General features: G+C 32.3%; 16 protein-coding genes. 2 read left to right on the forward strand and 14 right to left on the reverse strand.

Annotation, left to right across the window (positions count from 1 at the left end; genetic code table 11):
* Positions 1–25: 25 nt before the first annotated feature.
* Positions 26–349 carry a single-stranded DNA-binding protein gene (locus tag FLACHUCJ7_RS02085; RefSeq protein WP_031456671.1) on the forward strand — a complete coding sequence of 108 codons (324 nt, stop codon included), beginning with the start codon at positions 26–28 and terminating at the stop codon, positions 347–349.
* 137 nt (positions 350–486) lie between these two features.
* Here the strand turns inward: FLACHUCJ7_RS02085 and FLACHUCJ7_RS02090 are convergent, their stop codons facing one another.
* The 12 genes from FLACHUCJ7_RS02090 to metG form a co-directional block, all read right to left on the reverse strand.
* Positions 487–1179: a DUF2461 domain-containing protein gene (locus FLACHUCJ7_RS02090; RefSeq protein WP_078228949.1), complete on the reverse strand. Its 693-nt coding sequence runs from the start codon at positions 1177–1179 to the stop codon at positions 487–489.
* Between the two features lie 88 nt (positions 1180–1267).
* Complete coding sequence (locus tag FLACHUCJ7_RS02095) at positions 1268–1453, reverse strand: hypothetical protein (protein WP_029271150.1); 186 nt, start codon at positions 1451–1453, stop codon at positions 1268–1270.
* 79 nt (positions 1454–1532) lie between these two features.
* A complete protein-coding gene (locus FLACHUCJ7_RS02100) occupies positions 1533–2051 on the reverse strand; it encodes a ferritin (protein WP_031456669.1) in 519 nt (172 codons plus the stop codon).
* Positions 2052–2131: 80 nt separating this feature from the next.
* Positions 2132–3610 carry a hypothetical protein gene (locus FLACHUCJ7_RS02105; protein WP_180907757.1) on the reverse strand — a complete coding sequence of 493 codons (1479 nt, stop codon included), beginning with the start codon at positions 3608–3610 and terminating at the stop codon, positions 2132–2134.
* Between the two features lie 39 nt (positions 3611–3649).
* Positions 3650–4279, reverse strand: coding sequence for a chloramphenicol acetyltransferase (locus FLACHUCJ7_RS02110; RefSeq protein WP_180907758.1), 630 nt, complete (start codon positions 4277–4279; stop codon positions 3650–3652).
* Positions 4279–4986: an HAD family hydrolase gene (locus FLACHUCJ7_RS02115; RefSeq protein WP_031456666.1), complete on the reverse strand. Its 708-nt coding sequence runs from the start codon at positions 4984–4986 to the stop codon at positions 4279–4281. The genes FLACHUCJ7_RS02110 and FLACHUCJ7_RS02115 overlap by 1 nt, the downstream gene beginning before the upstream one ends.
* 129 nt (positions 4987–5115) lie before the next feature.
* Entirely contained in the window at positions 5116–6006 is an 891-nt protein-coding gene (locus FLACHUCJ7_RS02120) for a DMT family transporter (protein WP_180907759.1), read from the reverse strand.
* A 92-nt stretch (positions 6007–6098) separates the two neighbouring features.
* Positions 6099–7532: a hypothetical protein gene (locus tag FLACHUCJ7_RS02125; RefSeq protein ID WP_180907760.1), complete on the reverse strand. Its 1434-nt coding sequence runs from the start codon at positions 7530–7532 to the stop codon at positions 6099–6101.
* A gap of 94 nt (positions 7533–7626) precedes the next feature.
* A complete protein-coding gene (locus FLACHUCJ7_RS02130) occupies positions 7627–9072 on the reverse strand; it encodes a hypothetical protein (RefSeq protein ID WP_180907761.1) in 1446 nt (481 codons plus the stop codon).
* Positions 9073–9364: 292 nt separating this feature from the next.
* Positions 9365–9664, reverse strand: coding sequence for a type II toxin-antitoxin system RelE/ParE family toxin (locus FLACHUCJ7_RS02135; RefSeq protein ID WP_078228954.1), 300 nt, complete (start codon positions 9662–9664; stop codon positions 9365–9367).
* Positions 9646–9882, reverse strand: a complete 237-nt coding sequence (locus tag FLACHUCJ7_RS02140) for a hypothetical protein (protein ID WP_078228955.1) — start codon at positions 9880–9882, stop codon at positions 9646–9648. Before FLACHUCJ7_RS02140 ends, FLACHUCJ7_RS02135 begins: the two co-directional genes overlap by 19 nt.
* 157 nt (positions 9883–10039) lie before the next feature.
* Complete coding sequence (gene metG / locus FLACHUCJ7_RS02145) at positions 10040–12097, reverse strand: methionine--tRNA ligase (RefSeq protein WP_180907762.1); 2058 nt, start codon at positions 12095–12097, stop codon at positions 10040–10042.
* 482 nt (positions 12098–12579) lie between these two features.
* Between metG and FLACHUCJ7_RS02150 the strand changes: the two genes are divergently transcribed.
* Positions 12580–12807: a CDGSH iron-sulfur domain-containing protein gene (locus tag FLACHUCJ7_RS02150; RefSeq protein WP_031456662.1), complete on the forward strand. Its 228-nt coding sequence runs from the start codon at positions 12580–12582 to the stop codon at positions 12805–12807.
* Between the two features lie 51 nt (positions 12808–12858).
* Here FLACHUCJ7_RS02150 and FLACHUCJ7_RS02155 read toward each other — a convergent pair whose 3' ends face one another.
* Both FLACHUCJ7_RS02155 and FLACHUCJ7_RS02160 read right to left on the reverse strand, forming a co-directional pair.
* On the reverse strand, positions 12859–13353 hold the full coding sequence (locus FLACHUCJ7_RS02155; RefSeq protein WP_223255507.1) for an SMI1/KNR4 family protein: 495 nt from the start codon (positions 13351–13353) through the stop codon (positions 12859–12861).
* Between the two features lie 5 nt (positions 13354–13358).
* The gene (locus FLACHUCJ7_RS02160; RefSeq protein ID WP_180907763.1) at positions 13359–14261 is read right to left on the reverse strand and encodes a PhzF family phenazine biosynthesis protein; all 903 of its coding nucleotides are present in this window, start codon (positions 14259–14261) and stop codon (positions 13359–13361) included.
* Positions 14262–14538: the final 277 nt, after the last annotated feature.

Below are 14538 nucleotides of genomic sequence, written 5' to 3' on the forward strand. Positions count from 1 at the left end.
ATAACCCTTAAAAATAGTATACGCCATGAAAAACAAAGTACAATTAATCGGTAATGTAGGTAATGATCCAGAAATCAAAACATTAGACAGTGGAAGAAAATTAGCGCATTTAAGTATTGCTACTAATGATAAATACACCAATGATAAAGGTGAAAAAGTAGAGCAAACCGAATGGCATCGTGTTACTGCATGGGGCAAAACTGCCGAAATTATCGAAAAATATGTTGTAAAAGGAAAAGAAATCGCCGTTGAAGGAAAACTAACCCACAGAAGCTACGATGATAAAAACGGAGAGAAACGCTACGTTACAGAAGTTGTTGTAAACGAAATTTTATTGCTTAGCAAGTAATGTTTTTATTTGTTGGTTAAACCTGACAGGCTTTAAAACCTGTCGGGTTTTTTATTATCATTAAACATAATCCTTAGAGAAGGGGCTTCGACTCCGCTCAGCCTGACAACTTTTAATTCTAATCATAAAAGATATAATTATAAAATCGAAGCGCCGTTTATGTCAGTAGTGAGTATTTCGCTCATATAATCAAAAAAGGGTCTCATATTCTGCATGGTTTCCAAAGCCTGTCCTAAAAACTGCGGACTCAAAACCTCATCATCTGTAAAACGTTTAATAATCAAAAACTGTTTAAAGCGAAGTAAATCAATAGCTTTATGATTGATGTCAAAACCTTTTGGTGCTGTTTTGAGCTGTTCTCCCTGTAAAGCTCTAAAAGTATTTCTAAAAACTTTTGAATTTAGTATTTTTTTAAATGATTCAGAATCATGGTCAAATTCGGTTCGAATGCGTTTTAAATCTGCTGCATTGGGTCCCCAAAAGCCGCCGGCAAAAAAACTGTTTCCTTTTTCAAGATGAAAATAATAACCACCACGTCTTGCCGCTGTTGCGCGTGTATAACTGCCTCCCCAAAAAGTTTTAAACGGAGTTTTGTCTTTAGAAAAACGAATATCACGATAAATTCGGTACACACTTTTTTTGCCTGAACGGGTTTCCAGAACATCTGTTTTAGAAAGTTCGTGAAGTAAAGCCTCTGCAAAAGTTTCAATATGGTTTAACTCGATTAGATATTCTTGTTTATGCGCTTCGAACCAGGATTTGTTGTTGTTTTCTTTAAGCTGCTGCAAAAAATCAAGAGCAGATTGTGGAATTATGATTTGGTTTTCCATATAAATTTTAGTCTTTAAAAATAAGAAGTTGACCGCAATTCAAAACTAAAAAACCCACCGAAAAATTGGGTGGGTTTTGTCTATATCGCTAAGCAGTCTTTTTGAATAAATCAAACATAGGACAGCGTGAGCAGCGTTTCTTTTCACTTTTTTTGTATTTCTCACAGCAAGAAGATTTACAGTTTTCAATCTTCTTAATTTTATCAAGGATATCTTTGTTTTTCTTTTTCTTCTTGTCCTTTTTCTTGTCCTTGTCTTTTTCTTTCTTGCTCAATTTTCCTCTGTATTAAAAACAGTGACAAATATAAAAAGAAAATATTATTTTTATATATTCTAAATAAATTTTAACTTTTTTATTTTGGGTTAATAGCAATTGAGCTCGTAACGGTTAACTGCTGAATATCACGATCGAACAGGTAAAGTCCGCCTTTGTCTTCACCAATTAAGTTGATTTTGTCCAGAATAGATTTAGCTGTAGCTTCTTCCTCGATTTGTTCAGAAACATACCATTGTAAGAAATTATGTGTAGCATAATCTTTTTCTTCAAAAGTGATGTGTACCAATTCGTTGATAGATTGCGAAACAAAAAGTTCGTGATTATAAAGCTCCTCAAACATTTCTTTAAAAGTAGAATACGATATTCTAGGTGCTTTTAAATCTGTAATCTGAGCATGTCCGCCACGTTCGTTTACATATTTTACCAATTTAAGCATATGTGCACGCTCTTCGTCTGACTGGGTGTACATAAACTGAGCGATTCCTTCTAATCCATGTACTTCAGCCCAACAAGCCATTGAAAGGTACGTTTGAGAAGATTCTGCCTCTATACGGATTTGTTTGTTTAAAGCCGTTTCAATATTTTTTGATAACATAATAGATGTCTTTTTTGTAAAGTTAAAAAAAATAATTCAAACCATTTTTTGGATATCTGAAAAACATAAGAATATTTCGATTAATTCTTAGTCGATTTAAGGTTATCAAAAGAAATAGGCTGTGAGAAAATGGCTTTATTAATGATTGAATTTTTTTCTTCATAATAAAACCCGTCTGTAAATTTCCGCATTATGTATTGTTTTGAAGCTATATCATAATAGCTCAAAATGTAATAATCTTTTAGTTTAAGAATATTTTGCAGCGAAATATTTTTATTGATACTTAAATAATAAAAAACATTATCAATAGCCAAAGGTTCTGATTGTTTGTTTTTTACAAATTCTAAATCCGAATTAAGCATAGCATCAAAATAAGCCATTTTACTTGAATATTCAGAGTAGCCTCCAAAGTCATTATCAAAAAAATCTGCCAGTAAATTGCTCTGTATGTTATCAAAACCTGAAATCTGATATTCTACAAATCCGCCAAAAGATATTGATGTATTTTTCTTGTTTTTAAAAACTGTTATTCCTGCATTTAATGTTGAAAGCTGTTTTAAAAACTTCTCAGTAGTTTTTACCTCCTGAGGATTTTTATCGTTTATCTGTAAAAAGAAGGGTGAATTTTTAAAATTAACGGAGTCTTTTTTTGAGACAGAGAGGCTTTTAAGTGTTTTGCCTGAATCAAAATCTTTGATGTCAAACAATAGTTCTTCTTTGCCTGCCTTGATTTGCATTAATTTGTTTTCGTAAAAAAAAGAGTTGGAAGTTTTTGATGGTGTTTTAGAGACAGGCTGATTGAAATTTTTCTCGGTAACATCTACAGTGATAGTATTTAGATCTAAAACGTGGGTCTTTTTTAAACTGTAATCGAATGTCAAAAAAATATGATCGCCTGATACATACATTTTGGTTTTTTTAATCGTTTTATCTAAGGTATTAAAACTATCAGGATCTATTTTTTCAATTGGGTAATATCGGATAACGGTATTGAAAGCCAAATTCTGCTCTTTATCATTCTGAAACAGGATTCCGGATAAATCAAACATTTTTACTTCGGCCTTTCCATTATTAAATTCATAGAGTAACAGATGCTGCCTATTTGTTTCCTTACAAAGCATATAAAAATTATTGTTTTTTTGGTAAGTCGTTATTACATTTTCGTTGTTTGGTGACAAATCAAAATTTAAAGCTTTTGAAGTTTTTGTTTCCAGATAATATTTAATAATTCGGATGTTTCTTAAATTATTTGTGGCCCAATAAAGCAGAGGATTTCCGTCATCCCCAATACTATGACCAATTAAAGACCTGTCTTTTTCCATTTTTATAGAATCGGTAAATTGATTTTTGAGGAAAAGAGATTTATTGTATTTTAAGATATTAATGTATTTATCATCTGCTGCAAAAACATAAATGTCATTAGTTTTTACATCTTCAATATTGAGTATCTGACCATTTTCTAAAGGCCTGTTTAGGTTTAATGAAAAAGAATTTAATACTGTCTGGCTGAATGAGACAGCATTATAAAAGACGTATAAAATAAGGAATAGTTTTTTCATATCGTTTTACGCTCAAATATTGTTCCGTTTTTTATCTTCTTATTGATTCATAAGCTCTTGAAAAAAATCTACAAACCGACCTACATGCAATCCATCCATCAATCCGTGATGAACATGTACAGACACAGGCATCGATTTTTTCCCGTTTTCTAAGGTAATCATTTTTCCAAAAGAAATTTTAGGGCAGCTATCCGGATAAGTGTAACTGCGTGCGTGAGAAAGTGAAGTGAAATTTATCCACGGAATCGCCGAAAAGTGAATCAGATTATCATCATCAAACGATCTTGTAAAAAGTCCGGGAGTGTTTTGTATACGCTCAATTTCTGTATAAGTATTCTTTTCAAAAATCCTGAAAGCCGGATTGTATTCTATTAATGAAAAGCCGAAAGTACCGTCTTTGCGGCCAATTGTTGCAGAAACATCTACACGATCATTAATGTAGATTTGATTTTCAGAAATGCGATATTTAAAATTTTCAATCGAGTTTACCGCAACCAAAGTTTTATGCAGATAAAAGATAAAAAAAGAAGCCTTTAGTTTTTTAGCGGTTTGATAGGCTTTTGTACAATCAATCTCGACAGTAACACCAAAAAAAGGTTCTTCCATTTTACTGAAATGTTCAAAATGCTCTTTTCTGTTCCAGTTTTCTAAATCTAAAAGTGTTTTCATTACAGTAAATTATGAACAACTTCGGTAATTTTTTCGAATGAACTAAAATGTTCGTGTTCCACTTTATGATTGATTTTTTCATGTTCCCAGGTGGTATGAAACGGAATGTGAACGGCATATCCGCCAATTCCTAAAACCGGAAGCACATCTGATTTTAACGAGTTCCCGATCATAAGAAATTCATGCGCCTGAATATCCAGACGGCCTAATAATTTTTGATAATCAATTTCCTGTTTGTCCGACATGACTTCGATATGGTGAAAATAATGTCCCAAACCGGAGCGATGCAATTTGCTGTGCTGATCTTTTAAGTCGCCTTTTGTAGCTACGACCAGTTTGTATTTTCCATGTAATGACTGAAGGGTTTCTTCGATTCCGTCAAGCAGTTCTATTGGTTTTTCCAGTAACTCTTTTCCGTATTGAATGATTTTTTCAATGACTTCAACCGGAATGGTATTATTCGAAATATTCATTGCCGCTTCGATCATCGATAAAATATATCCTTTGATTCCGTAACCGTATAAAGGAAGATTCTCAATTTCGATTTTAAATAGCTCCTGAGAAATTCCCTGATGTGAAAGATAATCTTCCATTAAGGCGCAAAATTTATTTTCGGTTTCCTGAAAGTAAGGTTCGTTTACAAATAAAGTATCATCGGCATCAAATGCGATTACTTTTAAGTTGGGTATTTTGTTTTTATGTAACATGGTATATTTTGTTTCAAGTTTGAAGTTTTCTTTGTTTCAGGTTTTTTTGCTACGAATTACACGAATTTCCTCTAATTGTAGAACAAATTAAAATAATTTTAAAAAATCTGCAGAATCTGCGTGAAACCTTTAATCAGTCTTAGAAGAAAGCTTTTTTAACGAAATAGTCTTATCGTAAAAAGTAATCCGGATTCCGAAAAGCAAAATGATTCCGCCAATAACCATTTGTAAAGTTATTTTTTCTTCTAAAAACAACCAAGCTAATATTGAAGTAATTACAGCCTGACTTAATAAACTTAAAGAAACCCTCGTAGCACGCATGTGCTGGGTTGCATAACTAACCGAAAGCCAGGCACACAATTGACAAATTACCGACTGCAATATCAATATAAACCAGCCTGTATCTGAAAATCCGGTAAAAGGTTCGTTTAGTAAATAACAAAGTATCCCTAAATAAATACTGGAAGCGAATAAACTAATGGTCATAAACGATAAAACATCCACCTTTGAAAGAACATTTTTGCTGATCAAAAGATAAATTGAATATAAAATACCGGATAAAACAGCAAACAGAAATGCCTGATTGAAATTCAATTCCACAAAAAAGGCAAAGCCAACCAAAGTCACCATTCCGAATAAGGATACCAATGTTCCAATCCAAAAGTTAGTAGCAGGTTTTGATTTCAGGAATAAAAAAGAACCAATTCCTACCCAAACCGGAGACAGATTGGTCAGTAACGAAGCCTGAGTAGCACTCGAGTCCTGAATGGCGATATTCCAAACGGCAACATCTGAAGCAAACAGAATACCGCAAAGTGCTGCTAAAAGAGTAAATTTTAATGTTGGCAGTTTAAAGTTTTTGCTCAAAAGCACATAAGGCAAAAGTAATGTCACCGCAAAAAACATTCTGTAAAATGCCGAAATTAATCCTGGCGTTAATTTGAGTTTTACCAAGATAGGGAAGATGGAAATACAAAGTATGCCGCAGATTAAGGCTAATCTTGGTTTGGTCAGTTTCATTTTTGTTTTTATTAAGCGAAAATGCAAAATTAGCATTTTGAAAGCGTTCTTTCAGAAAAAAACTCCCAATTCATAAAATCAGGAGTTTTGTATTAATCTTCAAATTTTCTAATAATGTATTCTTTTGTTTTATTATCGTAATATCCCAGATAGTAGGCATCTAATTTGAACAAAGTCTGTGATGAAACATCATTATTTTTATCAAAAAAAGTTCTGATTTTGTCAAAAGCTAATGGTTGTAATTCTCCATTAATATGGTTCCCCTGATTGTCAAACAATCCTTCAATTTTGACTACTTTTCGGTTAGAATAAGAATTAAAGCTCTGCATAGTTGAATTGAAAGCAGCCACTGAAATCAGAGCACCAATTAATCCAAACTGACCTAATGCTATTTGTCCTGTAGATTGCTGAAGTGCCGAAACGCCTCCAAAAGTAATTAGGGTATTTTGACCAATATGGTAACAACTTAGAGCAGAGCTTAGGTTATTTGTTTTTCTAATAAACTGAGAACTGTTTTCTAAGACCCTTTTTCCTCCAAAGCTGCCACCTTCCTGATAAATTTCGGAATTCTTAAATTCAATCGGATTAGTTGAATTGGCAAGATATTCTTTTATTATGTTGTCATCTAAATCTTTTATCGTGAAATGAAAAATATCTGATGAGGTTTTTATCTGATATAATTTATTGTCAAAATAAAAAGAATTTGAATTTAAAAATGCTCGTTCACCACTTAAATATGGTTTTTTTACCATTTTTTCAGTAGCAGTAAAATCCTTTAAATCAATTAAAATGACCTGAGTAAAATCGATATTGCTATCATTAGTTATTATAATTTGTTTGTTATTGAAATAGCATTTTCTTTTTTTCGCAGCATCCGTTAATGATGTTGGGTTCTCGACAGTAATATTTTGTAAGGAGAAAGGCGTATCGAAAGGTGGTAAATATTCAGACAAAATACCCGATAAGTCTGATTTTTTATAGTCTGATTCTAAAAAATGAAATCTTTCTGCAGGAATCATTTTTTCTGTATAATTGCCTTCGTTGTTAAAAACATAGATCTTGAAGATATTACTATTTTTTAAAACCGTTAGTATATAAAAATTTTCGTTTTCACTGAACTTTTGTAAAACCTTTTCATTTTTTAAAATCAGTTTATATTCTTTGGTTGTGGTTTTACGATTATTAAAATCGTATAGTTGCGCAAATATATTCTCATGGTTATTAGACGACCAATATAATCTCGTACCATCATTACTGGTATTGTAACCAATAATATTAGCGTATGTTTTGGTATTTGGCCTTTCGGCAGAAATACTGTCAACAATTTGCATCTTGTCATTCAGATTAATTGCTTTTACTTTTTCTTTGTCGCTTATAAATAAAGTAACCGTGTTTTTTTCATGATTAACCGTTTGAAAAACATCACGATTTTTTTTTAGTTCCAAAACGATCGAGTTTACAACTTCCTGAGTAAAAGCAGTTATAGTTGTAAGAAGTAAAAAAAGTAAAAAAGTTGTTTTTTTCATAAATTTGGGCGCAACAGATTTTTAATTGGCGAATATTTTATTTTTTGATAAAGGATAGCTTGTTATTAAACCTAATCCTGAGTTTGATTTATATTTAATCTTCAAATTTTCTAATAATGTATTCTTTTGTTTTATTATCGTAATATCCCAGATAGTAAGCATCTAATTTGAATAATGTTTGTGCTGAAATAGTATTATTTTTGTCAAAAAAAGTACTGATTTTATCAGATGCCAATGGCACTAATTTTCCTTTAATACGATTTCCTGCAGTATCAAACAATCCTTCGGTTTTAACGACTCTTCTGTTAGAACTGGAATCGAAATCTTCCATTGATGTACTAAATACAATATCTTCAGTAAGCCCAAATTGATTTATTGTAGTTTGATCGGCTGATTGTTTTAACTCTGATACACCTCCGAAAGTAATGAATGTGTTTAGACCCGTCTGATAACAGGAAAGTCCAAGAAATAAATTGTTTGATTTAAGAATAAACAGCGGACTGCTTGCTAAAGTTCTTTTAGCTCTTAAACTGCCACCCTGTTCATGAAATTCTGAATTTTTAAAGGCAATTGGTTTCGTTGAATTGGCAAAATATTCTTTTAGAATGTTATCCTCTAAATCTTTTATAGTGAAATAAATGATTCCTGATGAGCTTTTTAGCTGATATAGTTTATTGTCAAAATAAAAGGAATTTGAATTTAAAAATTTTCGATCGCCAACCAAATATTGTTTTTTTATCATCTTTTCGGTAGCAGTAAAACTTTGTAAATCAATTAAAATCAACTGAGTAAAATCGATGTTGATATCAAGGGTGATTACAAGTTGTTTATTGTTGAAATAGCATTTTCTTTTTTTGGCAGCATCTATTAATGATGTTTGATTTTCAACAGTGATGTTTTGTAAAGAGAAAGGTGCTTCAAAAGGCAATAAACTTTCGGAAAAGGCGGTATATAGATCTGATTTTTTATAGTCTGATGTGAAAAAGTGAAATCCTTCTGTGGTAATTATTTTCTCTGTATAATTGCCTTCGCTGTCAAAAATATACAGTTTGAAGATATCACTGTTTTTTAAAACTGTCAGAATGTAAAAGTTTTCGTCCTGACTGAATTTTTGTATAACTTTTTCGTTTTTTAAAACCAGTTTGTATTCCTTGGTTATGGTTTCACGACTATTAGTATTAAACAATTGGGCAAAAATGGCTTCATAATTAGTAGACGACCAAAATAATCGTGTGTTGCCATTGTTTTTATTATAACCAATTATATTAGTGTAAGTTTTAAGATTTGGCCTTTTAGCAGAGATACTGTCTGCAATTTGCATCTTTTCATTCAGATTAATTGCTTTTATTTTTAGTGAGTCTCTTACAAACAATGTAACTGTTTTTTTTTCAGGGTTAGCAATTTGAAAAACAGCACTACTTTTTTTTAGTTCCAGAGGTATTGAATTTACAATTTCCTGTGCGAAAGCGGTTAGATTGCTTAGGAATAAAAAGATTAAAAAAGTTCTTTTTTTATAGATTGGAGTGTGGTGCTGTATCAATTTGCGAATATTTTATTTTTTGCAAAGATAGTTTACAAAGCAAATACTATGAAAGTAAAAAGCGTAAATCAATTAAAAATGTTAATTGGTTTACGCTTTTTGTTGTTTTTAATATCTTGCCAATTCGCTGTAGGCCTTTTGAATTTGTTTATCTGAAAATGGTTTCTGTGTTTTGGCTAACATTTTACTGGTTCTGATACAGCTCATCATTATTAAATGCTTAATGGCTTTAACGTTTAACTTATAGTTTCCATTTCTGCAAATTGGTATCAGGATTTTTAATAACTATCGATTATTTTACTTTTCTGCTCTTAATATCCTGACGGTTATCCCAAAACGATACTATTTGGATTTGATTTTCGTTTATTTCATAGAATATTAGATAAACTTTCATAGAAATAACACGGGTAATTTTGTTTGAAGTAAGTCTTCCAATCAGTTCTGAATTTGAAAGTGTGTCTAATAAATCTTCGACTTCATTTAGCAGTTTTAAGCTGTAAGTTGGACTTTCATTTCTAATTAAATAATATTCAATAACATTTTGTAGCTGAAGTTTAGCAAAAGAAGACCAAACTATTTCTTTTTTAGCCATTCTCGCATTTCTGAGATTACTTCTTTATTTTTATGAAAATTTCCATTTTCGATCTCCGAACGACTACTCTCAATTGCCTTTTTTTGATCATTTGACAATTCATAAAGCTCTTGTTCAGATGAATCAAAAATAGTTTGAAGTGCATTTAGAAAATTCAAATCTTTAGAATCTTTGATTCTCGATATTAAATTCTTTTTTATTTGTGCAGTCAAGTCCATAATGTTTTCTTTATATACTCAAAATTAGAGATTTATTCTTAGAAAGTATAATCTATTGCGATTATTTGTACAAATGTGTCTAAATAAAGAAAATTATCTGCCAGATGTTTAGGCAGATAACTTCCCTTGTAAGTTTTATCGAAATAAAATTAATTTTTTAATTTACCGTCTCCCCATTTGGAGCATCAGCATCTGGATTTATAAAAACCAGTTTACCTTCGGCATTTGTTGTCATCAGGATCATTCCCTGGCTTTCAACACCACGTAATGCTCTTGGTGCCAGATTAGCTAATACAGAAACACGTTTCCCGATTATTTCTTCAGGTGAAAAACTCTCTGCAATTCCTGAAACAATCGTACGAACATCGATTCCTGTATCTACTTTAAGCACTAAAAGTTTGTTTGCTTTTGGCATTTTTTCGGCGTCCAGAATAGTTCCTACACGAATATCCATTTTAGCGAAATCTTCAAACTGAATCAAATCTTTTTGAGGTTCCGGCTGTTTGCTTTCAGCAAGATTAGCTGTTTTTGTAGCTTCCAATTTATCTATTTGTTTTTGTATTTCTTCATCTTCAATTTTTGCGAATAATAATTCTGCTTCGCCAATTTGGTGTCCGTCCGGAATCAATTCTGAATTTTCAGTAACATCATTCCATTTCAGTTTTCCTTGGTTTTTTAGAATATTTGACAATTTATAAGCAGTAAAGGGTAAAAACGGTTCAGCCAAAACGCTCAAAGCAGCCGCAATTTGAAGTGCTACATACATTTGGGTTTTTACACGCTCCGGATTGTCTTTCATTACTTTCCAAGGCTCTTCATCGGCAAGATATTTATTTCCTAAACGGGCAACATTCATCAATTCGCCTAAAGCTTCACGGAATCTGTAACGCTCTACCGAACTTGAAATCACAGCCGGATATGCTTTTAATTCGGCTAAAGTATTCTCGTCAACTTCAGATAATTCATTTGGAGTTGGAACAAATCCGTCGTAATATTTGTTGGTTAAAACCACAACACGATTAATAAAGTTTCCGAAAATAGCAACCAGTTCATTGTTATTTCTCGCCTGAAAATCTTTCCATGTAAAATCATTATCTTTAGTTTCAGGAGCATTTGAGGTTAAGGCATAGCGCAAAACATCCTGTTTTTCCGGAAATTCTTCTAAATATTCGTGCAACCAAACTGCCCAGTTTTTTGAAGTCGAAAGTTTGTTTCCTTCTAAATTCAAAAACTCATTTGCAGGAACATTGTCTGGTAAAATATAGCTTCCTTCGGCTTTTAGCATTGCCGGGAAAATGATACAGTGAAAAACAATATTGTCTTTCCCGATAAAGTGAACCAGTTTCGTGTCTTCATCTTTCCAGTACGGTTCCCAGTCTTTTCCTTCACGGGCTGCCCATTCTTTTGTTGATGAAATATAGCCAATTGGCGCATCAAACCAAACGTAAAGTTTTTTTCCTTCAGCACCTTCAACCGGAACATCAATTCCCCAGTCAAGATCACGTGTTACCGCACGAGGTTCTAATCCTCCATCGATCCATGATTTTACCTGTCCGTAAACATTCGATTTCCAGTCATTTTTGTGACCTTTTATAATCCACTCGTTTAGGAAATCAGTATATCGGTCCAAAGGTAAAAACCAGTGTTTGGTCGATTTCAAAATTGGAGTTTCACCTGTAATTGTTGATTTTGGGTTGATCAAATCGGTAGCATTCAAAGTCGATCCGCATTTTTCGCACTGATCTCCGTAAGCTTCCGGATTGTCACATTTTGGACAGGTTCCTACAACAAAACGATCTGCCAAAAACTGATCTGCTTTTGCATCGTACAACTGCTCCGTCACTTCTTCAATAAAATCGCCTTTATCATACAATGTTCTAAAGAATTCCTGAGCGGTATCATGGTGAATTTTAGCCGAAGTTCTGGAGTAATTATCAAACGAAATTCCAAAATCAGCAAACGATTTTCTAATAATTCCGTCATATTTATCAATAACTTCCTGTGGCGTAACTCCTTCTTTTTTTGCTTTCATCGAAATGGCAACACCGTGTTCATCGCTTCCGCAAATAAATGCAACGTCTTTTCCCTGCAAACGCAGGTATCTCGAATAGATATCTGCAGGCACGTAAACCCCCGCCAAATGCCCAATGTGGATTGGTCCATTGGTATAAGGCAATGCTGCTGTAATCGTATATCTTTTAGGATTCTGTATCATATGTTGATATTATTGTTTTTTATTTGTCGTCTGTAATTCGCTCATTAAATTTTGGTGTGTAAGGCCAATTTTGGTTTTGCTCATTTCATCTTTCAAATTTATTGAGTGCAAAAATAAGCAATAGAATTGAGATTTTGTTATTTCACAGAGATTCACAAAGAAAAAGCGCAGAGATTCGCTAAGGTTTTTTATTTTTTTCAATCTCGCAAAGTCGCAAAGCCTCAAAGTTTTGTTGCACACAGATTGAGCAGATTTAAGTAAAAATCATTTAAATCTTTTTTATAATCTATGGTTAAAATAAAACTTTGCATATCGGCGAGACTATTTTAGTACAACAATTAAATCCCTTTGTGAACCTCCGTGAAAACTTTGTGTATCTCTGTGGTAAAAACACTCATAAAATAGAACCAGTTTAAACTAACACGACAAGTAAAATCTTCAAAATATATTTCGCAATCTTTGCGGTCGAAAAAACAAATTTTATGAGCAAGACAAAACTAATTATCAATAAAAACGGATCAATCAAAATTGAAGGAGATTTTGAAATCATGGATCCGGAAGGAACAGTTTACGGATTACAAGGAAGAGCAGCATTAGGGCTTTGCCGTTGCGGATTATCTGCAAACAAACCTTTTTGCGATGGCGGTCACAGAAACAACTTCGAACATGATTCTGTTGCATTTGATTTACCACCTATGAAAACGAATTAAGAAATTGTATTTTTGAACGATAAAAAAAGCTGCACTTTAATGCAGCTTTTTTTATGATTCGTGTTCTTTGACTATAAATTCAAGTACGTCTTTAAAGTATTCATTCAAATTTCCGAAAGGATGTTCACCTGGATACCAATTAGCAAATTTCCAGTATTTCCATTCTTCGTTTTCTGGTTCGGGAGGGATGAGTAAAAAATATTGTTCTTCTTCTATTCCTGCAATAAGAATGGCATTTTTTAATTCTGGTAAATAAGAATAAGCTTCAATTGTAAAGGGTTCAATATTTTTTAAGAAATCAATATTTGAGATATTTTCAAAACTTGGTTCTATATCATTTGGTGCAGAAAAACCATTAGTTATTTTTATAAACTCAATGTAATCCTTAGGTAATTTTACACCGAGTCTATTTTCAGTATTGCTTATTTGTTTTTCAGTTGCAGGAATAGTTCCTAGCCAATTATTTTCAATTTGTTCTGATGTGAAATTGAAATCTTCATTTTTAATTGCTTTTTCAGAAATAGTAGTTAATAATTTTTTCATCATTATTTTTATATATAAAGCTCACCCTTCATCGTAATAATCGAAGAACCTCCAACCAAAATATCATTTTCTCTTATCATGACTTCAATAATAGAAGGCTGATTTAGTTTTACACCCTGCAAAATTTTATATTCAGTATTCAGTTTTGCCTGTTTTTTTGAAGTTAAAAAACCAATTAATGGACCGGCAGCTGTTCCCGTAGCAGGATCTTCATAAATTCCGATTACGGGATTGAAAAATCTGGCTTCGGCAATGTTGTCTTCCTTTTGATTTGAAATGGTAAAACAATAAAATCCTTCTGATTGGTATTCTTTTGAAATTTCAATTAGAAGCTTGTGATCAGGAACGATGCTGTTTAAAATTTGACTGTTTTTGATGGGCACCATAGTATGAGCGACTTCGGTTTTTACAATTGTTGGGACAAAATCATTACTATCTAAATCTTCAATTTTTAAACCAAGCGCCACAGCAAGTTTATAAGTAGGTATTTCCTTTTTGATAACAGCCAATTTTTGATGCATTTGTACAACAGGATATTGTGTAACCGAGTCAAAACTTACCGTTAATGAAATCGAAGATTTTTTCATGATTACAAATCGGTTGTTTTCTGATTGTTCGTCAAATATTGGTATTTTTTTAAGCAAAGCCCCGCAGACTGCACCCAGTAAATTATGACCTGCACCGTCAATTTCGATTCCGGTTGGAGTAAACGAACGAACATTTAATGCTTTTTGTCCCTTTGAATAGTAGACGAAAGAAGTTTCGGAATAACCAAATTCTTTAGAAATATCCTGATACGTTTTCAGTGCTAAATTTCCGGTAGTAAAAACAACAGAGAGCGGATTTCCCTTATAACTTTCATTCGAGAATACGTCTAAAACATAATATTCTAATGCTTTTCTTTCTGTCATACCTTCCTGTTTTTAGTGCTTGAAACCTTTTTAGAGGGAATAAAATTACGTTTTATTCTTGTATTTCAATTATAGCATTAACCTTCCATACGTTATTTTAGTATTACTTTATGATTAAAATTTGTTTTCTCTGTTGTACTAAGATGGTCTTCATTATTTTCTAATCATTTAATCCTTTTCCGTTAAAAACTTATGATTTAGCTTTAGTAAGCAGATAGTCAGGTACGGAGAAAACGTCCTAAGAATTTATTACAGTTTACGTTTCTTATATTTGCGG

This window comes from Flavobacterium salmonis (assembly GCF_903819435.1).
Taxonomy (GTDB): Bacteria; Bacteroidota; Bacteroidia; order Flavobacteriales; family Flavobacteriaceae; genus Flavobacterium; species Flavobacterium chungangense.